Source organism: Enterobacter sp. E12 (genome assembly GCF_014596715.2).
GTDB lineage: Bacteria > Pseudomonadota > Gammaproteobacteria > Enterobacterales > Enterobacteriaceae > Enterobacter > Enterobacter bugandensis.
Genome location: NZ_CP115601.1, coordinates 4,007,659 through 4,028,130 on the forward strand (window position 1 = coordinate 4,007,659; position 20,472 = coordinate 4,028,130).

Consider the following 20,472-nt stretch of genomic DNA (forward strand, 5'->3'; position numbering starts at 1 on the left):
TCTGCCGGCTAAGGGAAAGGCTGGCAGAGTATGGGGATGGAAAAATCAAAACAACTCCGTAAACAAATGACGCCCGAAGAGTTACGCCTCTGGTATTTACTCAGGGGACGCCGCTTCTTTGGCTATAAGTTTCGCCGCCAGATGCCGATTGGTGCATATATCGTGGATTTTGCCTGTTTTAAGGCAAAGCTGATTATCGAGCTGGACGGTGGCCAACATCAGAATAACGAAACCTATGATTCACGTCGTACTGAATTTTTGAATGCGAACGGCTGGGAAATACTACGGTTCTGGAATAACGAATTCAGGACAAACGAGGAGGAGGTGTTAATGGCTATCAGGCAACGACTGCGCTGCCTGATGCCCTCACCCTGACCCTCTCCCACAGGGAGAGGGAACAATTACACCCTCTCCCCTGGGGAGAGGGACCCAGCGCGCAGAGAACTTACTTCAGCGTCCCCACCAGCGCCTTCCGGCTGTCTTCCAGCGACACCACGCGTTTACACACGTCTTTGCCGAACTGCTGGAAATCATCTTCCTGGTTCTTCCACTCGTTCTGAATGGAAGTCTGCAAGCCGCCCAGGCTGCCCAGTACGCCCTGCAGCGGGTTACCGCCGCCTTTCAGCACGGCTTTCGCCCCCATCTCGTTGATGCTGTCCTGCAGGATGCCGCCCATCGCCTGGTTCACCAGCTGCTGGCCGTCGGCGCGGACCTGATCGATCGCCTTATAGTGGAACGTAAGGCCATCAGAGCGCGTCTCGATAATGCGGTTCATCTGCTCTTTGAGCTGCTTGTCGAGCTTCGTAAGGCGGGAGCGCATATTACTGCTCTCCCCCACCTCTTTAGTGATGATGTTGTCCAGCGCGACGCGGCTCTTTTCGACGCGCGTCAGGGCACCTTCATTGATCCATGGCAGCGCGGTACGCAAATCGGCCTGATAATCTTTCGCCTGCTCACGCTGTGCGGCAGTCAGGTTGTACTGTTTGCCGTTAAAGGTGACGTTCCCTTCCGGCGTAATCACCAGATTGCCGTTCTCGCCTTTGACCTGCACGGTTTGCGGGCTTAACACCACGTCATCACGCGGGGTGACGCTACATTGATAATCCGCATGGGCGGTGAATCCGGTTGCCATCAAAGCAACAGCCAGCAACGTTTTGCGCATCATAAACACTCCCTCAGACAAAATGGGCCAGCTAATGCTGGCCCGCTTACTGCTTTATTAGTCCCACCAAACGTCGAAAAGTTCGCTCACGCGGACATCTTCCAGCTTGTGCTCTTCGAGCCATTTGCGAACCAGGGCCTGATGTTCTTCGGTGCATTTGCCCACTTCCTGGGTGCAGATCAGACCTTCCCATGCCAGGTAGCCGCTACCGTCGAAGGCCAGCTTGTTTGGCTCGATTACCTCGTTGATGAACGCATCAACGTCCTGGTCGATCTGCTCAACGCTGGTGCCTTCCGGGAAACGCCAGGCAACGGAGAAGCCCACTTCCTGGAATTCTTCGATGTGCATCTTTTTACGCAGACGACGGCTACGATTCTTTGCCATTATTTCACCCTCTCGAACATTAAGTCCCATACGCCGTGACCAAGACGATGGCCACGCTGTTCAAATTTTGTCACCGGACGCGATTCCGGACGCGGTACGTAGTCGTTGCTCTCGGACTGATTTTTGTACCCGTCCAGAGACGACATCACTTCCAGCATGTGTTCCGCATAAGGTTCCCAGTCGGTCGCCATGTGGAAAACGCCGCCCAGCTTGAGCTTGCTTTTCACCAGCTCGGCAAACGGTGCCTGAACGATACGGCGTTTATTATGACGCGCTTTGTGCCATGGGTCAGGGAAAAAGAGCTGAACCATGTTCAAAGAATTGTCAGGAATCATTTTGTGCAGCACTTCCACCGCGTCGTGACACATCACGCGCAGGTTCTCAACGCCCTCTTCGTGGGCCGTTGCCAGGCACGCGCCGACGCCCGGCGAGTGTACTTCAATGCCGAGGAAGTTCTGCTCCGGGCGCGCTTTCGCCATAGTGACCAGCGAGGTGCCCATACCAAACCCGATCTCCAGCGTGACGGGCGCGTCGCGGCCAAACAGCTCGGTAAAGTCGAGCGGCTGCTCGCTGAACTCAACGCCCATCACCGGCCAGTAGTTGTCCAGCGCGTGTTGCTGCCCTTTGGTCAGGCGGCCCTGACGGCGGACAAAGCTGCGAATACGGCGCAGCGGGCGACCGTTTTCATCAAATTCCGGTGAAATGACGTCGTTTTTCATAAAAGAGTTGTCTGCTTGTGAGAATGTTCGGGAAACGGGCATTATCCAAAGTTAAGGCTTCTATGCAAGCATGGGAAAGATCCGGTTTACAGCAGATGGACGCTGTGCTGCAATCTGCGTCCCTGATTATGCGAATCGATGACCATGCAAGCCTCTCAATTTTCAGCCCAGGTGCTGGACTGGTACGACAAATACGGGCGTAAAACCCTGCCCTGGCAAATTGAAAAAACGCCCTACAAAGTATGGCTCTCCGAGGTGATGTTGCAACAAACGCAGGTCGCCACCGTGATCCCTTACTTCGAGCGTTTTATGGCACGCTTCCCGACGGTCACCGACCTGGCAAACGCGCCGTTGGACGAAGTGCTGCACCTGTGGACCGGGCTGGGCTATTACGCCCGCGCGCGCAACCTGCACAAGGCCGCGCAGCAGGTCGCCACCCGCCACAACGGTAAATTCCCTGAAACCTTTGACGAGGTGGCGGATTTACCCGGCGTAGGACGTTCAACCGCAGGCGCGATCCTCTCCCTTTCATTAGGCAAGCATTTCCCGATCCTCGACGGCAACGTGAAGCGCGTGCTCGCACGCTGCTACGCCGTTGACGGCTGGCCGGGTAAGAAAGACGTTGAAAAACGCCTGTGGGAGATCGCTGAAGCGGTCACCCCGGCGAAGGGCGTAGAGCGTTTTAACCAGGCGATGATGGATCTTGGCGCGATGGTCTGCACGCGCTCAAAACCAAAGTGCGAACTCTGCCCGGTGAACAACCTCTGCGTGGCGTATGCCAACCAGTCATGGGCGCAGTATCCGGGTAAGAAACCTAAACAGACGCTGCCGGAGCGCACCGGCTATATGCTGCTGATGCAGCACGGTGACGAGGTCTTCCTCGCCCAGCGTCCGCCGAGCGGTCTGTGGGGTGGTCTATACTGCTTCCCACAGTTTGAAGATGAAGACTTGCTGCGTGAATGGCTTGAACAGCGCGGCATTGCTGCAGATACCCTGACGCAGCTGACCGCGTTTCGCCACACCTTCAGCCATTTCCATCTGGATATAGTACCGATGTGGCTTCCCGTGTCCTCATTCACCTCCTGCATGGATGAAGGCACCGCTCTCTGGTATAACTTAGCGCAACCGCCATCAGTCGGGCTGGCGGCTCCCGTGGAGCGCCTGTTACAGCAATTACGTGCCGGTGCAATGGTTTAGCATCGGCAACACAAAGAGGAATACGTATGGCCAGAACCATTTTTTGTACTTTCCTGCAGCGCGACGCTGAAGGCCAGGATTTCCAGCTCTACCCGGGCGACCTGGGCAAGCGCATCTATAACGAGATCTCCAAAGAAGCCTGGGGACAGTGGCAGAAAAAACAGACCATGCTGATCAACGAGAAAAAGCTCAGCATGATGAACCCGGAGCACCGCAAGCTGCTGGAGCAGGAGATGGTGAACTTCCTGTTCGAGGGCAAAGACGTCCACATCGAAGGCTATACGCCGCCGGAAAAATAACAGCGTGCGGGTGAAACCCCGCCGTTAAAGCAAACACAACACGCACTCCCGGAATGATGAAAAAACTTTTAGCGCTAGCCCTTGTTGCGCCGTTGCTGGTCTCGTGCTCGTCCAAAAAAGGCGATGATTACAATGAAGCCTGGGTCAAGGACACCAACGGTTTTGACATTTTGATGGGGCAGTTTGCCCATAACATCGAGAACATATGGGGATTTAACGAAGTTCTTATTGCCGGACCGAAGGACTACGTTAAGTACACCGACGCCTATCTGACCCGTAGCCACATCAACTTTGATGAGGGTACGATCACCATTGAGACCATCGCAGGCACCGACCCTGCGGCACGGCTGCGTCAGGCGATCGTCAAAACCCTGCTGATGGGTGACGATCCGGGATCTATCGATCTCTACTCCGATGCGGACGACATCACCATTTCGAAAGAGCCGTTCCTGTACGGTCAGGTTGTCGACCAGACCGGACAGCCGATCCGCTGGGAAGGTCGCGCTACGAAATTTGCCGACTACCTGCTGCAGACGCGCCTGAAGAGCCGCTCTAACGGCCTGAAGATTATCTACAGCGTTACCATTAACCTTGTCCCGAACCACCTCGACAAGCGTGCGCATAAGTATCTGGGCATGGTGCGTCAGGCGTCGCGTAAGTATGGCGTGGACGAGTCGCTGATCCTGGCGATTATGCAGACCGAATCCTCGTTCAACCCGTACGCGGTCAGCCGTTCCGACGCGCTGGGGCTGATGCAGGTTGTCCAGCACAGCGCCGGTAAAGACGTCTTCCGCTCGCAGGGGAAATCCGGCACGCCGAGCCGCAGCTATCTGTTCGATCCGCAAAGCAACATTGATACCGGCACGGCCTATCTGGCGATGCTGAACAATATCTATCTCGGCGGAATTGATAACCCGACGTCGCGTCGCTACGCGGTGATCACCGCCTATAACGGCGGCGCGGGCAGCGTGCTGCGCGTCTTCTCGAATGACAAAGTGCAGGCTGCGAACATCATCAACAGCATGACGCCGGGGGATGTTTACTCCACCCTCACCACCCGCCACCCGTCTGCGGAGTCCCGCCGGTACCTGTATAAGGTGAATACGGCGCAGAAAAACTATCGTCGTCGATAATCAACACACCTTCTCCAGCAAGGAGAAGGCGTTCTGCTTACCCTCTCCCTGTGGGTGTACGGTCCGGGGACATAGTGAACACTTGTTCGGGGACATGGTAGACACTTACAACTGAGGTATAAGAACCCGTTTATGGAGTCGCTTATGCCCTGGGATGCGAGAGATACCATGTCATTACGTACCGAGTTTGTTTTGTTCGCCTCGCAGGACGGGGCGAACATCCGTTCCCTCTGCCGTCAGTTCGGCATTTCTCCTGCCACCGCCTACAAGTGGCTTCGCCGCTGGGCTCAGGAAGGTGCCGCCGGCCTTCAGGACCGCCCGCGCATACCGCACCATTCCCCGAACCGCTCATCTGACGACATCACCGCCCTGCTGCGCATGGCCCATGACCGTCATCAACGCTGGGGCGCCCGCAAGATTAAGCGCTGGCTTGAAGACCAGGGGCACCGTATGCCCGCCTTCAGCACCGTCCATAGCCTGATGGCCCGTCACGGCCTGCTGCCGGGCGCAACACCGGGCATTCCCGCCACGGGACGGTTCGAACACGACGCGCCGAATCGCCTCTGGCAGATGGATTTTAAGGGCCACTTTCCCTTTGGCGGTGGCCGCTGCCATCCGCTCACCCTGCTGGACGACCACTCCCGTTTTTCCCTGTGCCTGGCGCACTGTACCGATGAACGGCGCGAGACCGTGCAGCAGCTGGTCAGTGCGTTTGAACGCTACGGCCTGCCGGACAGGATGACGATGGACAACGGCTCACCGTGGGGCGACACCACCGGCACCTGGACGGCGCTGGAGCTGTGGCTGATGCGCCACGGTATCCGGGTGGGGCACTCCCGGCCTTATCATCCGCAGACGCAGGGCAAGCTGGAGCGTTTTCACCGCAGCCTGAAGGCGGAAATGCTGCAGGGAAAATGGTTCGCGGACAGCGGAGAGCTGCAGCGCGCTTTCGATCACTGGCGCACGGTGTACAACCTTGAACGCCCGCACGAGGCGCTGGATATGGCGGTACCGGCCTCGCGTTATCAGCCGTCTGCCCGGCAGTACAGCGGCAGCGTAACGCCACCTGAATACGATGAAGGGGTGAAGGTCAGGAAAGTGGATGTCAGCGGAAAGCTGAGCATACAGGGTGTCAGTCTGAGCGCAGGCAAGGCGTTCAGGGGAGAACGGGTCGGGCTGAGGGAGACACAGGATGACGGCTGCTATGAAGTGTGGTGGTACAGCACGAAAGTGGGGGTGATCGACCTGAAGAAAAAGTCGATCACCATGGGTAAAGGATGTTAAAAAGTGTTCACCATGTCCCCGAACACCTGTCTACCATGTCCCCGGACTGTACAGAGGGAGAGGGCTGGGGTGAGGGGGAACATACGGCTGAAGTGGTCATTCCGTTCACTTTATGTTCCTTGCTACTCTGTAAGGACATGGCCGGTGAACGTGCCAGGGCGGCTCAATCGCCGCCGCCCTGGCGACCCGGGCTCCCGGCGGTAAATCGCCGCTTCGCGGTGCCTTCGGCTTATTCCTTTCGGCTTGTCGGGGGCGGGCGGAGGTAACATCCCTGTAAAGCCCGCCCTCTCGGCGCATCCATGCGCCTCGCCCCGGCCTACAGGAAACGCCTCAGCGATTTACAGCCGGACCAGGACATCGCTGTAAGTTATTCATTTCTCTGAAGCAATGTTCATCGCTTCAGGAAAAAATTACTGGGGATCCCTCTCCCCTGTGGGAGAGGGTCAGGGTGAGGGCATCAGGCCGCACCTATCCTCCACCCATACGAAAATGTTATTTGCATCACAATCCAAACTGCAAATTAATGTGGATTGCATTTTTTTGCGGGAGATAACAAAACATATCGTTGCCAACTGATAGAATTGCATCAAATAACAACCCTGAATGTTCCTATAACAACATATCTCCCGCTCACTTGTGAGGAAAGTAACATGAACCTTAAGCTGCAGCTTAAAATCTTGTCGTTTCTGCAGTTCTGCCTGTGGGGTAGCTGGCTGACTACACTCGGCTCCTATATGTTTGTGACGCTCAAGTTTGATGGTGCGTCAATCGGTGCCGTCTACAGCTCGTTGGGTATTGCGGCTGTTTTCATGCCAACGCTGCTCGGTATCGTGGCGGATAAATGGTTAAGTGCGAAATGGCTGTATATGCTTTGCCATCTGGTGGGTGCGGGGACGCTGTTTATGGCGGCCGAAGTGACCACGCCGGGGGCGATGTTTATGGTGATCCTGCTTAACTCGCTGGCGTATATGCCAACGCTTGGGCTGATCAACTCCATCTCCTACTACCGCCTGAAATCTGCCGGCCTGGATATCGTCACCGACTTCCCGCCAATCCGTATCTGGGGCACCATCGGCTTTATCATGGCGATGTGGGGCGTGAGCTTCGCGGGCTTCGAGCTGAGCCACATGCAGCTGTATATTGGTGCTGCGCTCTCCGTACTGCTGGCGTTGTTCACCCTGACGCTGCCAACCATTCCGGTATCTAACCAGCAGAAAAACCAGAGCTGGAGCACCATGCTTGGCCTGGACGCCTTCGCGCTGTTCAAAAACAAGCGCATGGCGATCTTCTTTATCTTCTCCATGCTGCTGGGCGCGGAGCTGCAAATCACCAACATGTTCGGCAACACCTTCCTGCACAGCTTCGATAACGATCCGCTGTTTGCCGGGAGCTTTATCGTTGAGCACGCGTCGGTGATGATGTCCATCTCGCAGATCTCCGAGACGCTGTTCATCCTGACCATCCCGTTCTTCCTGAGCCGCTACGGCATCAAAAACGTCATGCTGATCAGTATCGCCGCGTGGATGCTGCGCTTCGGCCTGTTCGCCTACGGCGACCCGAGCGCGTTCGGCACCGTGCTGCTGGTGCTGTCGATGATTGTTTACGGCTGCGCCTTCGACTTCTTCAACATTTCCGGTTCGGTGTTTGTGGAAAAAGAGGTGAAGCCTGAAATCCGCGCCAGCGCGCAGGGCATGTTCCTGATGATGACTAACGGCTTCGGCTGTATTCTGGGCGGCGTGGTGAGCGGTAAAGTGGTTGAGATGTACACCACCAACGGTATGACCGACTGGCAGCCCGTGTGGCTGATCTTCGCGGCGTATTCGCTGGTGCTGTTCTTCGCGTTCCTCGCGCTGTTCAAGTACAAGCACGTTCGCACAGCGCACGGTACACAGCCGATTGCGCATTAATTGTTGTGCCCGGTGGCGCTTCGCTTACCGGGCCTACAAAACCAGACCGTAGGCCGGGTAAGGCGTAGCCGCCACCCGGCTATTTTATTGCAGAGAGCACCCACCCCACCGACAGCAAATCCGCGCTGCCGCCCGGACTCAGGTTTCGTTCAATCAGTGCCTTATCCATCTTAAGCAACGCCTCGCGATCCCAGCCGTTAGCCAGCAGTTTCCGCGCATAGCCCTGAACGTAGCGCAGCCCCTGAATGCCGCCGCGTGACACGAGATTACTGTCCTGATTGACCGCCATCAGGCGCAACAGCAGGCCGTGAAGCGACTGTCCGTTCCACTGCCCCAGCGCCTTACGCACCGTCGCAAAGCCGCTCTCCGCCTCGCCTCGCGCCCCGGTTAAGCCGTACTGCTGAAACTGCCGCTCGCCCGCCGTCGCCTGCCCGCTGCGCGCTGCCAGCTCCCGCGACACCAGCCCGCTACAGATGTTACTCACCTCACAACAGAGGCTGCTGGCGGAGATATTTTTCACACGCCCGGCAGCGAAGCACAGCAGGCCGAGAGCAAAAATCCCACCCTTATGCGTGTTCACGCCGTTCGTCGCGGCGTACATCGCCTGCTCGCAGGCCATCCCCATCGGGCGGATAATCCGCAGCTGCTGAGCGGCTGGCTTGTCCGCATGTGCCTCGCCCAGCTCCGCAAAACGGGCAAACCACGGCGTAATCGCCGCAATGCTACGGACAAACAGCGCGTGGTCCATATCGCGATGGGAACCGTTGTTAAGCTTGTCCACCAGCCCCGGCTTGGGCGTCAGCTCCAGCTCCTGCCACAGCGCCGCTTCGGCAAGCCCGGGCACGTCAACCGGGCGCGGTTTAGTCGCGAGCAAACCAGTCATCGATCGTCTTCTCCACGCGGGAAACTACCTGCTCAACGGGATGGCGCCGCGAACGGGAGCAGGCATGCGCGGGCTCGTCGCAGATCAGGCAGCGCCTGAGGTTTGCCCCCAGCGACTGACGCCCCACGTGGCCATGCTGAGGACAAATCACGTCCAGATCCCACAGCCTGCCGAGCGGGTGCGTCTGCTCCAGTTCCGCGCAGTGCGCTTTGATTTCCGCCGCCGGATGGGCGACGCACCACAAGGCTTCCGGTCCGGTGGGCAGCCACAGCACCTGGCGGTCCAGCACCTGCCAGCGGTTCTCCCACAGCAGCTGGTCGCACATCTGGAGCGCCACGCCCATGGTGTTGCGATAGCGCAGGCTGTCCTTGATTTCCCCTGGCGTGACCAGCGTGAGGGAGATCACCGGCTGTTTATAGTGCTCAAGCATGTCAGCCTGACGGGCTGCGCGACGCTCTTTCGCCGCCAGCAGTTCTTCCAGGCTGACACCCGCCCGCACGGGTGTCGCTAAAATCATACTGACTCCTTCACCTGTCGTACGGTGTCGATCACGCTGCCGTCGCGGTAGCGGATCACCCCGACGATTTTGTCGGTAAATTCAATCGGTTTCGGTACGCCGGTCAGGGAAATCGCCCGCTCATAGAGCGCGCTGATGTCCACTACCTTCAACCCGGCCTCCAGCAGCCGCTCGCGGATCTCCGGGCGCGCCGGGTTGACCGCGATGCCGTGATCGGTAACCAGCACGTCGATGCTTTCGCCCGGCGTGAGGCGCGTGGTCACCCGCTTCACGACGGTGGGGATGCGGCTGCGCAGCAGCGGCGCGACCACGATGGTCAGGTTGGCTGCCGCCGCCACGTCGCAGTGCCCGCCGGATGCGCCACGCATCACGCCGTCGGAGCCGGTGATGACGTTGACGTTGAAATCAACGTCAATTTCCAGGGCGCTGAGGATCACCACGTCGAGCTGGTCGCAGCTTGCCGCCTTGCTGCCGGGGTTGGCGTAGACATTGGTGGAGATCTCCACGTGGTTCGGGTTGCGCGCCAGCGAAGCCGCCGCCTGGCCGTCAAAGCACTGGGTGTCGAGCAGCTTTTCGATGAGCCCCTTCTCGTGCAGATCCACCAGGCTGCCGGTGATGCCGCCGAGCGCAAAGCGCGCCTTTACGCCGCTGCGCTCCATCTTCTCTTCCATAAAGCGGGTGCAGGCGGTGGCCGCCGCGCCGGAGCCGGTCTGCATCGAGAAGCCCGGCTTGAAGTAGCCGGAATGCTCGATCACGTCCGCCGCATAGCGGGCGATCATCAGCTCGCGCGGGTTGCTGGTGACGCGCGCCGCGCCGACGCTGATTTTCGCCGGGTCGCCCACGCTCTCGACCTGCACGATGTAGTCCACCTGGTCCTGCACCAGGCTGGCGGGCATATTCGGGAACGGCACCAGCTCTTCGGTCAGCAGCACCACCTTGCGAGCAAAGTGCGCGTCCACCATCGCGTAGCCGAGCGAGCCGCAGCACGATTTACCGTGCGTGCCGTTAGCGTTGCCAAACGCATCGCTGCACGGCACGCCGAGAAACGCCACGTCGATATTCAGCTCGCCGTCCTGGAGCAGCTTCACTCGCCCACCGTGGGAGTGAATGTGTACCGGCTCGTCCATCAGCCCGTGGGAGATGGCGTCCGCCAGCCTGCCGCGCATGCCCGAGGTGTAAATCCGGGTGATGACGCCGCTTTCAATATGCTCGATCAGAGCGTCGTTGCAGGTCATCAGCGAGCTGGAGGCCAGCGTCAGGTTTTTAAATCCCATCCGCGCCAGCAGCGCCACAACGGTGTTGATCACCCGGTCGCCTTCGCGAAAGGCATGGTGGAAGGAGATAGTCATCCCGTCCTGCAGGCCGCTGCGCGCTACGGCTTCTTCAAGGGAGGCACAGAGCTTGCGGTTGTGCTTCGCGTCATTATCCGCCAGCCAGGGCGTCGCGCTGTGGGCAGTATCAAAGGGTTTCAGGTCCCGCAGATGGGGGAAGTTTACGTGGAGAAGTTCAGTCTGATTCATTGTCTTATCCTTACCGACGCACGCCGGAAGCCGCCGCGCGCTCCAGCACCACCTGCGCGTGGTTAATAATTGGTGCATCCACCATTTTGCCGTTGAGCGACACCACGCCCAGGCCGTTACGCTCGCCCTCTTCTGCCGCCTCAATCACCCTTTTGGCGTGATCCACCTCTTCCTGCGTCGGGGCGTAGGCGTTGTGCAGCAGGTCAATCTGGCGCGGGTTAATCAGCGATTTGCCGTTAAAGCCCATCTTGCGGATCAGATCGACCTCGCGAAGGAACCCAGCCTCGTCGTTAACGTCTGACCACACCACATCGAAGGCGTCGATGCCCGCGGCGCGAGCGGCGTGCAGCACGGCGCAGCGGGCATAGAACAGCTCGGTGCCGTCGCCGCGCTCGGTCTGCATGTCCATCACGTAGTCAAAGGCGGCCAGCGCGATGCCGATGAGGCGCGGGGAGCTGCGGGCAATCGCCACGGCATTGATGACGCCAATGGCCGACTCAATCGCCGCCATCACGCGGGTGGAGCCGACCTCGCGGCCGCACTCGCGTTCAATGCGCTCAAGATGGCCTTCCAGCTCGTAGACGTCGTCCGGGGTGTCGGTTTTTGGCAGGCGGATCACGTCAACACCCGCGCGCACGGCGGCTTCCAGATCCAGCAGGCCAAACGGCGTGCTGAGCGGGTTAATGCGCACCACGGTTTCGATATCCTGATACATCGGGTGCTGTAGCGCGTGGAATACCAGCAGTCGGGCGGTGTCCTTCTCACGCAGGGCGACGGCGTCCTCAAGGTCAAACATGATGGAGTCGGGGCGGTAGATAAACGCGGTGGAAAGCATGGCGGCGTTGGCGCCCGGCAGGAACAGCATACTGCGGCGGAGTTTGCTCATTTCAGCGCCTCCCAGTTGATGGCCTGTTCATCGGCGGCACGCATCAGCGCGCTTTGCAGGCGGGCGCGAATAACACAGTCCAGCGCCCCTTTGTCTTCAATAATGATTAATCCCTGGCGCACGTTCATGGCGCGCAGCGTGTCGTTGACCACCCGGCGAATTTGCTCGCCAAACTGCTTAATCACTTCACTGTGGATGACAATCTCCAGCTCGCCGTGAGCGGGGGCGATTTTCACCATCAGGTCGCTGGACTCCTGCGTTCCGGCCAGCGCCTCCCTTACAATATTCATGATAAATTCCTGATAGTTATGCGACTTCCGCACTCGCACGATAGTGTGTTTCGAGATGCGCGAAGGTGGAGTCCGGGACGATCTCCCGGATCCGGGAAAACTGCTGTGTCTTGATTAAACGGCGCACTTCGGACGCCGAAATGGCGTTGCCGGTGGCCTTGATGCGCGGCATTTCCACCACCTCGATATGCGAGGCCAGCAGGTCATACAGCGTCTGGTTGTACTGGCGGGTGATGTCGCAAAAAGGCTCCGAGCCGATGAAGCGGTGCGTGATGCCGAGCGCCGGGGCGATGAAGTCCCGGAAGATCAGCACGTCGATCTCGCTCCACGCCTGCTGCACTTTTCCGGTCTCCTTCAGGAAGTAGGCCGGGAAGGTGGCGCGGGAGATGATGTACTGCGAGCCTTCATGCACCACCACGTTCGGCAGATGGGCTACGCCCGCGCGCACCATCTCGAGACGCGCGCTGAACGGGAAGAACGAGGCGTCTTCACGCACCACGAACAGATGCAGGGCATCGCACCGCTGCGCCGCCTGCTCCACCAGATGGCGGTGGCCGAGGGTGAACGGATTGGCGTTCATCACTATCGCGCCAGTTTTCTCCCCGCCCTTTCGCATCCGGCTTAAGGTACGGCAGTAGCGCGCGATCCCCTGCGGGGTGTTCTCCATCAGCACCGCGTTGTTCCCGCTCTGGGCAATTGGCCAGAAGCCGCTGCGGGCAAAGCGCTCCCGGTTGCACGGACGGGTGCAGAGGAAGAGGTGAAAATGGCCGCGCTCCAGCGCCGCATTTTCCACCTCTGCCAGCAGCCGCGCGCTGAGGTTTTCCCCACGAAGCTGCTCGTTGACCGCCACGCATTTGATGACGTTGCCGGCAAGTCCTGCGCAACCCACCAGCTGCGCGCCGGACCAGGCTTCGACAAACAGCGTGATGTCGTTGTCCAGGCCAAGGCCGCTGTCTGCCAGCAGGTAGCGGATCTGGCTTAAGCGTTCCGGGTGTTTCGCCACCAGCGTCTGGCGAAAATCGATGGGTTGACTGTTCATGCCGCCTTTCTCAGTGTGCCGCCGCAAGCCCGACGGCTGGCGCTTCAACAATCACGTTGCTCAGATGACCGATATGCTCGATCTCCACCTCAATGCGATCCCCCTCTTTCATAAACAGCGGCGGGTTACGCTTTTTACCCACGCCGCCCGGGGAGCCGGTGATGATCACGTCGCCCGGGCTTAAGCGGGTAAAGGTGCTGATGTACTCGATGAGCTCCGCGACCTTGTGGATCATGCTGCTGGTGTTGTCCTCCTGCACCATGCGGCCGTTAAGCCAGGTGCGGATCGCCAGGCTGTGCGGGTCCGGGATCTCATCCGCCGTCGCCATCCACGGGCCAAACGCGCCGGTCTGACGCCAGTTTTTACCGGCGGTGAACCAGGTGTGCTGCCAGTCGCGGGCGGAGCCGTCCATGTAGCAGCTGTAACCCGCCACGTGGCGCAGGGCGTCATCGCGGCTGATGTTCTCCCCACCCTTACCGATGATCACCGCCAGCTCGCCTTCGTAGTCGAATTCGCTGGAGTGGCGCGGCTTCAGCACCGGCTCGTTGTGGCCGGTCTGTGAGTCCGGGAAGCGGACAAACAGCGTTGGGGCCGGGTTGTGCTGGTCAAACTCCTTGCGCTTGTCGGCGTAGTTCATGCCCACGCAGAGGATTTTTTCCGGCTGCACGATCACAGGTAAGAAGGTGATGGCGCTCAGCGGTACATCCACCGCGTCGTTCAGGTAACGGGTGGCCAACGCCAGCCCGTTGCCCTGCAGCAGCGCTTTAAGGTCGCCATAGTGGTCGCCCAGGCGGCGGCCTAAATCAATCACGCCCTCGGCCTGGACGATGCCGTAGCTGCGTTTTCCCTGGTATAAAAAGCTTGCGAGTTTCATTGTTTTTTCCTGAATACTTAGACGAGGAAGTTGCCCAGAATCAGCAGTGAGACAGAGACGTTAATCGCCCCGCCGATACGGGTAGCAATCTGGGCGAAGGGCATCAGGCTCATGCGGTTGCCTGCGGTCAGGATCGCCACGTCGCCGGTACCGCCCTGGCCGCTCTGGCAGCAGGAGACGATGGCGACATCAATCGGGTGCATACCGATCTTTTTGCCGACGAAGAACCCGGTCGCCACCAGCGCGGAGACGGTGCTGATAATCACCAGCAGGTTGGTCAGCGTGAAGGCGGCCACCAGTTCATGCCACGGGGTAATGGCCACGCCAACGGCGAAGAGGATCGGGTAGGTCACGGAGGTCTGGAAGAATTTGTACACCACCTGCGAGCCCTCCAGCAGGCGCGGAGAGGCGCCGTTGCAGAGCTTCACCAGCACCGCCATAAACAGCATGCCAACGGGCGCAGGCAGGCCAATCAGCTTGTGGCCGAGCATGCCCAGCATGTACAGCAGCACCGCCAGCAGCGCGCCGGAGGCGATAGTCGTCACGTCCGCTTTACCGGAAAACGCAGGCTGAGAGACGGTGGCATCGGCATTCGCGCGGTTAGGCATCAGCTGGCCTTCACCGGTCAGGTGCGGGTAGCGTTTACCGAGCTGGTTCAGGCAGCCGGAGATGATGATTGCCGTCAGCCCGCCGAGCATGACCATCGGCAGCACGCGGCCGAGCGCTACACCCTGGTCCATATGCAGCAGGGTGGCATAGCCGATGGAAAGCGGAATCGCCCCTTCCCCGACGCCGCCCGCCATGATCGGCAGAATGATAAAGAAGAAGATCTGGAACGGCTCCAGGCCCAGCGCCAGCCCCACGCCCATGCCAACAATCATGCCGACGATTTCACCGCACAGCATCGGGAAGAAAATGCGCAGGAAGCCCTGAATCAGCACCGTGCGGTTCATGCTCATGATGCTGCCGACGATAATGCAGCAGATATAGAGGTAGAGAATGTTGGTGGATTTGTAGAATTTGGTCGTGGATTCCACCACCACGTCCGGCAGCAAACCGTAGTAGACCAGCGCGGAAGGGATAAAGGTGGCGCAAATCGCCGCCGCACCAAGCTTGCCGACAATCGGCAGGCGTTTGCCGAACTCACCGCAGGCAAAGCCGAAGAAGGCCAGCGTCGCCACCATCACCACGATATCGCTCGGCAGCTTTCCGCCCAGGCAATCAATCGCGATCAGCACGCCCGCCAGAACGAACAGCGGCAGAGGAATAATCCCGATTTTCCAGGTATCCATAATATGCCACCAGCGCTCTTTAAGCGAAGGCCGCTGAATTTCAATCGGGTCGTGGGTAACAGAGAAAGAATCGTCAGTTGTGCTCATAATAAGCCCCTTAGTTATTTTGTGCGTTCAGCTTAGAGTCACAAAGGCCTACTTTATGTGAGGAATGGCATATTAAAAGCGAAGTTTTAATGGCAGCTATGGTTTTTATGGTTTCTTTTATTTAATGTGATTTATGCCTTATTTATTATCGTGGTTTTTATGGTTTCTTTTCTGAATTGAACGACCAAATAACATTTAACTTAGCAGCATGAAGATCTTAAGCCTTCTGGATAAATCATTTACAGCCCTTGCTGTGCAAGGGATCACAAGTTTCCCGCAAAGCGGACATCCGCATGAAAAAAGATGATATATTGACGATCTTTGCCGCTACTTTGCGTGATAGTTATGAAAGTCTCTTTCCAGATTAAGCTGTTTATTTCGCTGGTTGCCTTTTTCTCAGTACTTTTTGTGCTGCTGGGCGGATATTATTATGCCGATGTCGGAAAACAGCTTTATCAGGAAATGAGTGCGCGCGCTAAAATACAGGCGGAAGAGATTGCGCTTATTCCGTCATTGCGTACTGAAGTTGAACAAAAAGATATCAACGCCATTCATGATTTCATGCAGAAAATGGCCGCGCACAGCGACGCCAGCTTTATTGTCATTGGCGATAATACGGGACGGCATCTTTTTCACTCCGTCTTTGCCGACAGGGTGGGCACGACGCTGGTCGGCGGCGACAATGAAGCCGTATTGCAGGGGAAAAGCACGACAACCATACGTAAAGGCGGGTTGGGCATTTCACTGCGCAGTAAAGCGCCCATTTTCAACGACGCCGGACAGGTGGTCGGCATTGTTTCAGTTGGCTATCTCACCAGCTACCTGGACACCATTACCGTCAGTAAAGTGGTCAATATCCTGATTGCCGCCGTGCTGCTGCTGATCGCCCTCTTTGTCTTCTCCTGGTTCTTTACCCGTAGTATTAAGAAGCAGATCTTCTCCCTGGAGCCACGAGAGATCGGCCTGCTGGTGCGCCAGCAAAAGGCGATGATGGAGTCCATCTACGAAGGCGTGATCGCCATTGATAACGAACGGCGCATAGAGGTGATCAACCAGGCGGCGCGCAAGCTGCTGGGCCTGAGCCAGCCGGCCCGGGAACTGCGCGGGCAGCTGATAAGCCAGGTGATCGATCCGGTCCCGTTCTTCGACACGCAGACGATGCTGGCGAAAGATACCCATGACGAGATTTGCCGCTTTAACGATCTCACGGTGATTGCCAGCCGGGTACACATCATGCTTGAGGGGTCGCTGCAGGGCTGGGTGATCACCTTCCGCGATCGCAACGAGATCGACTCTCTCAGCAGCCAGCTCAGCCAGGTAAAACGCTACGTCGATAACCTGCGCATTATGCGTCATGAGCAGCTGAACCGGATGACCACCCTCTCCGGCCTGCTGCATATGGGCCGCTATGAAGAGGCCATTCGCTACATTCAGGCGCAGTCGGAGCATGCTCAGGAGCTGCTGGACTTTATCTCCTCCCGCTTTAGTTCCCCGACACTTTGCGGGCTGCTGCTGGGAAAAGCCGCCCGCGCGCGTGAGAAAGGCGTCGAGCTGAGTTTCGACCCGGCCTGTCGGCTGGACAAACCGTTCCTGCCGCTGGGAGAGCAAGAGCTGATTTCGATTATTGGCAACCTGCTGGATAACGCCATCGAAGCGACGCAGCGATCGCCGCTCCCGCATGCGCCGGTGGAAGTGCTGATAAAACTCAGCGAGCAGGAGCTGATTATTGAAGTGGCCGACCAGGGCGTTGGCATTACCCCGGCGATCCGTGACCGGATATTTGAACGCGGCATCACCACCAAAACGCGGGGCGATCACGGGATTGGCCTGTATCTGATTGAAAGCTACGTCACGCAGGCTGGCGGCACAATAGAAGTTGCCGATAACATGCCGCACGGGACCATTTTCTCACTGTTTATCCCGGCCTCGGGAACCGTCCGGCAACTGGAAGATACCGACTATGCAACATGAACTTATCGACGTACTGATTGTTGAAGACGAGAACGAACTGGCACAGCTGCACGCGGAGCTTATCGGTAAACATCCGCGCCTGAGGCTGGTGGGGATTGCCGCGTCGTTGGCCGACGCGCAGGTTCAGCTTGAGAGTAAACAGCCGCAGCTGATGCTGCTGGATAACTACCTGCCGGACGGCAAAGGCATCACTCTTATAAGCAACCCGATGCTGGCCCGCGCCAACTGCTCGGTGATTTTCATCACTGCCGCCAGCGATATGGACACCTGTAGCCAGGCCATTCGAAACGGCGCGTTTGACTATATCCTTAAGCCGGTCTCCTGGAAGCGGCTCAGCCAGTCGCTGGAGCGTTTTGTGCAGTTTACCGAACAGCAGCGGGTCTGGAAGATTGTCGACCAGCAGAACGTGGATTCACTCTATCAGTTACAGGCGAAAAACTATCGTCTGGACAACGGCAGCAAGGGAATAGAGGAGAACACGCTGGCGCGGGTGCAAACGCTGTTTAACAGCAAGGCGGCGCACTGCTTTACGGTGGATGAGGTGGTGAGCGAGACGGGACTGAGTAAAACCACCACCCGACGCTATCTGGAACATTGCGTGGAGGTGGGTTTTCTGACGGTGGAGATGCTGTACGGGAAGATTGGGCATCCGAGAAGGATGTACCGCCGCGCAGAAGCCTGACGAAGTATTATAGGCCCGGTAAGCTTGCGCCACCGGGCCTGCGTTCAGACATTCAATACGTACCCATACAGCCGCTTAATCCCGTCCGCATCCTTCTCGCTGTAAACGCCCTGCAACTCCGGCGAGAAGCCCGGCAGCATATTAATGCCCTCTTCCAGCGCCAGGAAGTAACGCTGTACCGCCCCGCCCCAGACTTCTCCCGGCACCACGCACAGCACGCCTGGCGGGTACGGCAGCGCGCCTTCGGCGGCAATGCGCCCTTCAGCGTCACGAATACGCACCAGCTCCACGTTCCCGCGAATGTACTCCTGGTTGGCATCCTGCGGGTTCATCACTACGGCGGGCAGGCTCTCCTGGCGGAACATCGCCTTCTGTAGATCCTTCACGTTAAAGCTGACGTAGAGATCGTGCATCTCCTGGCACAGTTGACGGATCGTGTAGTCGCGGTAACGCACCGGGTATTTTTGGTAGATGGTCGGCAGCACGTCAGCGAGCGGCGTGTCGTCTTCAATATGCTGCTCAAACTGCCCCAGCATCGCCACCAGCTGCGCCAGCTTCTCGCTGCTTTCGGCAGGCGTCAGCAGGAACAGGATCGAGTTGAGGTCGCACTTCTCCGGCACGATGCCGTTTTCGCGCAGGTAGTGGGCGAGAATGGTCGCCGGAATGCCGAAATCGGTATAGTGACCTGTTTCTGCATCAATGCCCGGCGTGGTCAGCAGCAGCTTGCACGGGTCGACGAAATACTGCTCGCTCGCATAACCCTCAAATCCGTGCCATTTGGCCCCCGGCTCGAAGCTAAAGAAGCGACGCTCGCTCGCGATGACCTGCGTGGGGTGATCCTGCCATGGCCGCCCCGCCACCACCGGCGGAATAAACGGTTTGATCATATGGCAGTTGGCGATGATTGCCTTGCGCGCCTCAATGCCCAGCTCGACGCACTCCGCCCACAGCCTGCGCCCGCTCTCGCCCTCGTGAATTTTGGCGTTCACGTCCAGCGCCGCAAACAGCGGATAAAATGGGCTGGTGGAGGCGTGCAGCATAAACGCGTTGTTCAGCCGCTTGTGCGGACAGAAGCGCGCCTGACCGCGGATGTGGTTATCCTTTTTATGGATCTGCGACGTTTGCGAGAACCCGGCCTGCTGCTTGTGCACCGACTGGGTCACGAAAATACCCGGATCGTTCTCGTTAAGCTCCAGCAAGAGCGGGGACGTTTCCGCCATCATCGGAATAAACTGCTCGTAGCCCACCCACGCGGAGTCGAAAAGGATGTAGTCACACAGATGGCCGATCTTGTCGATCACCTGGCGGGCGTTGTAGATCGTCCCGTCATAGGTGCCCAGTTGAATGATCGCCAGGCGGAACGGGCGAGCCTCCTCGGCCTTTTCCGGCGCCGCTTCGCGGATCAGATCCCGCAGATACGCGTCATCAAAGCAGTGCTCGTCGATCCCGCCGATAAAGCCAAACGGATTGCGCGCCGCCTCAAGATACACCGGCGTGGCGCCCGCCTGGATCAGTGCGCCGTGGTGATTAGATTTATGGTTGTTGCGGTCGAACAGCACCAGGTCGCCGCGGGTCAGCAGCGCGTTGGTCACCACCTTGTTGGCCGCCGACGTGCCGTTCAGCACAAAGTAGGTTTTGTCCGCGTTGAATACTTTCGCCGCGAACTTTTGCGCGTGCTTGGCGGAGCCTTCGTGGATCAGCAGATCGCCCAGCTTAACGTCGGCGTTGCACATGTCGGCGCGAAATACGTTCTCACCGAAGAAATCATAGAACTGTCGCCCTGCCGGGTGTTTTTTGAAAAAAGCCCCGTGCTGGTGGCCCGGACAGGCGAAGGTGCTGTTGCCCATCTCTACATACTGGCTCAGGGTATCGAAAAAAGGCGGCAGCAATTCCTCTTCGTAACGGCAGGCGGCGCTCTCCAGTTCCAGAAACTCCTGAGCTTTACCCGAGATAATCGCCGTGACGCCATCAGGCACCTCTCCAGGCTCTTGCGAGAACATAAACACCGGTAGCTGAAAGCCCGTACGCTTCAGCAACGCGAGAATGCCGCTGTAGCTTTCAACAACGGTAATGACGACTGCCGCCACATCGGTGAAATCGGTGTTATCCAGCGTCACCTTTTCACGGTGCGTAGAAACTTTGGATACCAGCTCATGGCTGACGGCAATTTTCATGGTTTTCATAAGCGCAAATACCCTCACCGAGCGGTGAGACAGGGAGGAGAAAATTCGCGCAATCATGTCACTTTTTATTTTCATGCGCAAGAAGGAATCAGTATGCACGAAACCACCCAAAGCTAAGGCTCGCGCAGCCCTGACGTGCCATAATAATGCAATATTAATGAGT

General features: G+C 58.1%; 20 protein-coding genes. 8 read left to right on the plus strand and 12 right to left on the minus strand.

Annotated features, from left to right (window positions below):
* Positions 1 to 36 precede the first annotated feature (36 nt).
* A complete protein-coding gene (locus IB212_RS19125) occupies positions 37 to 375 on the plus strand; it encodes an endonuclease domain-containing protein (protein WP_028014373.1) in 339 nt (112 codons plus the stop codon).
* A gap of 70 nt (positions 376 to 445) precedes the next feature.
* Here IB212_RS19125 and IB212_RS19130 read toward each other — a convergent pair whose 3' ends face one another.
* From IB212_RS19130 to trmB, 3 genes are read right to left on the minus strand one after another with little or no spacing between them, the layout of a single operon-like run.
* Positions 446 to 1,165 (minus strand): DUF2884 domain-containing protein, encoded by a 720-nt coding sequence (locus IB212_RS19130; RefSeq protein WP_188245987.1) that lies wholly within the window; start codon positions 1,163 to 1,165, stop codon positions 446 to 448.
* A gap of 54 nt (positions 1,166 to 1,219) precedes the next feature.
* A complete protein-coding gene (locus IB212_RS19135) occupies positions 1,220 to 1,546 on the minus strand; it encodes a YggL family protein (protein WP_028014375.1) in 327 nt (108 codons plus the stop codon).
* Complete coding sequence (gene trmB / locus IB212_RS19140) at positions 1,546 to 2,265, minus strand: tRNA (guanosine(46)-N7)-methyltransferase TrmB (RefSeq protein WP_028014376.1); 720 nt, start codon at positions 2,263 to 2,265, stop codon at positions 1,546 to 1,548. Before trmB ends, IB212_RS19135 begins: the two co-directional genes overlap by 1 nt.
* Before the next feature lie 144 nt (positions 2,266 to 2,409).
* Here trmB and mutY point away from each other — a divergent pair, with 144 nt between their 5' ends.
* The 5 genes from mutY (at position 2,410) to IB212_RS19165 (ending at position 8,085) form a co-directional block, all read left to right on the plus strand.
* Positions 2,410 to 3,462: an A/G-specific adenine glycosylase gene (mutY, locus tag IB212_RS19145; RefSeq protein ID WP_188245988.1), complete on the plus strand. Its 1,053-nt coding sequence runs from the start codon at positions 2,410 to 2,412 to the stop codon at positions 3,460 to 3,462.
* A gap of 26 nt (positions 3,463 to 3,488) precedes the next feature.
* Entirely contained in the window at positions 3,489 to 3,761 is a 273-nt protein-coding gene (locus IB212_RS19150; protein WP_003862425.1) for an oxidative damage protection protein, read from the plus strand.
* A 56-nt stretch (positions 3,762 to 3,817) separates the two neighbouring features.
* Complete coding sequence (gene mltC, locus IB212_RS19155) at positions 3,818 to 4,894, plus strand: membrane-bound lytic murein transglycosylase MltC (protein WP_188245989.1); 1,077 nt, start codon at positions 3,818 to 3,820, stop codon at positions 4,892 to 4,894.
* A gap of 132 nt (positions 4,895 to 5,026) precedes the next feature.
* The gene (locus IB212_RS19160) at positions 5,027 to 6,178 is read left to right on the plus strand and encodes an IS481 family transposase (protein WP_409033780.1); all 1,152 of its coding nucleotides are present in this window, start codon (positions 5,027 to 5,029) and stop codon (positions 6,176 to 6,178) included.
* A 650-nt stretch (positions 6,179 to 6,828) separates the two neighbouring features.
* Complete coding sequence (locus tag IB212_RS19165; protein WP_188245693.1) at positions 6,829 to 8,085, plus strand: nucleoside permease; 1,257 nt, start codon at positions 6,829 to 6,831, stop codon at positions 8,083 to 8,085.
* Positions 8,086 to 8,164: 79 nt separating this feature from the next.
* On the opposite strand, the gene citG is transcribed toward IB212_RS19165, so the two are convergent.
* From citG to IB212_RS19205, 8 genes are read right to left on the minus strand one after another with little or no spacing between them, the layout of a single operon-like run.
* Positions 8,165 to 8,968: a triphosphoribosyl-dephospho-CoA synthase CitG gene (citG, locus tag IB212_RS19170; protein ID WP_041908316.1), complete on the minus strand. Its 804-nt coding sequence runs from the start codon at positions 8,966 to 8,968 to the stop codon at positions 8,165 to 8,167.
* The gene (gene citX / locus IB212_RS19175; protein WP_060572186.1) at positions 8,946 to 9,485 is read right to left on the minus strand and encodes a citrate lyase holo-[acyl-carrier protein] synthase; all 540 of its coding nucleotides are present in this window, start codon (positions 9,483 to 9,485) and stop codon (positions 8,946 to 8,948) included. The genes citG and citX overlap by 23 nt, the downstream gene beginning before the upstream one ends.
* Positions 9,482 to 11,005 carry a citrate lyase subunit alpha gene (citF, locus tag IB212_RS19180; protein ID WP_188245694.1) on the minus strand — a complete coding sequence of 508 codons (1,524 nt, stop codon included), beginning with the start codon at positions 11,003 to 11,005 and terminating at the stop codon, positions 9,482 to 9,484. Before citF ends, citX begins: the two co-directional genes overlap by 4 nt.
* A 10-nt stretch (positions 11,006 to 11,015) precedes the next feature.
* Positions 11,016 to 11,891: a citrate (pro-3S)-lyase subunit beta gene (gene citE / locus IB212_RS19185; RefSeq protein WP_041908314.1), complete on the minus strand. Its 876-nt coding sequence runs from the start codon at positions 11,889 to 11,891 to the stop codon at positions 11,016 to 11,018.
* A complete protein-coding gene (gene citD, locus IB212_RS19190; protein WP_188245695.1) occupies positions 11,888 to 12,181 on the minus strand; it encodes a citrate lyase acyl carrier protein in 294 nt (97 codons plus the stop codon). The genes citE and citD overlap by 4 nt, the downstream gene beginning before the upstream one ends.
* A 16-nt stretch (positions 12,182 to 12,197) precedes the next feature.
* Positions 12,198 to 13,220 carry a [citrate (pro-3S)-lyase] ligase gene (gene citC, locus IB212_RS19195; protein ID WP_188245696.1) on the minus strand — a complete coding sequence of 341 codons (1,023 nt, stop codon included), beginning with the start codon at positions 13,218 to 13,220 and terminating at the stop codon, positions 12,198 to 12,200.
* Positions 13,221 to 13,230: 10 nt separating this feature from the next.
* Positions 13,231 to 14,094 (minus strand): fumarylacetoacetate hydrolase family protein, encoded by an 864-nt coding sequence (locus tag IB212_RS19200; protein ID WP_188245697.1) that lies wholly within the window; start codon positions 14,092 to 14,094, stop codon positions 13,231 to 13,233.
* A gap of 17 nt (positions 14,095 to 14,111) precedes the next feature.
* Entirely contained in the window at positions 14,112 to 15,473 is a 1,362-nt protein-coding gene (locus IB212_RS19205; protein ID WP_188245698.1) for a 2-hydroxycarboxylate transporter family protein, read from the minus strand.
* Between the two features lie 345 nt (positions 15,474 to 15,818).
* On the opposite strand from IB212_RS19205, the gene IB212_RS19210 reads away from it, so the two are divergent.
* Positions 15,819 to 17,444: a sensor histidine kinase gene (locus IB212_RS19210; RefSeq protein WP_041908310.1), complete on the plus strand. Its 1,626-nt coding sequence runs from the start codon at positions 15,819 to 15,821 to the stop codon at positions 17,442 to 17,444.
* On the plus strand, positions 17,434 to 18,126 hold the full coding sequence (locus tag IB212_RS19215) for a response regulator (RefSeq protein ID WP_041908309.1): 693 nt from the start codon (positions 17,434 to 17,436) through the stop codon (positions 18,124 to 18,126). Before IB212_RS19210 ends, IB212_RS19215 begins: the two co-directional genes overlap by 11 nt.
* Positions 18,127 to 18,170: 44 nt before the next feature.
* Here IB212_RS19215 and IB212_RS19220 read toward each other — a convergent pair whose 3' ends face one another.
* Positions 18,171 to 20,309, minus strand: coding sequence for an ornithine decarboxylase (locus tag IB212_RS19220; RefSeq protein WP_188245699.1), 2,139 nt, complete (start codon positions 20,307 to 20,309; stop codon positions 18,171 to 18,173).
* Positions 20,310 to 20,472: the final 163 nt, after the last annotated feature.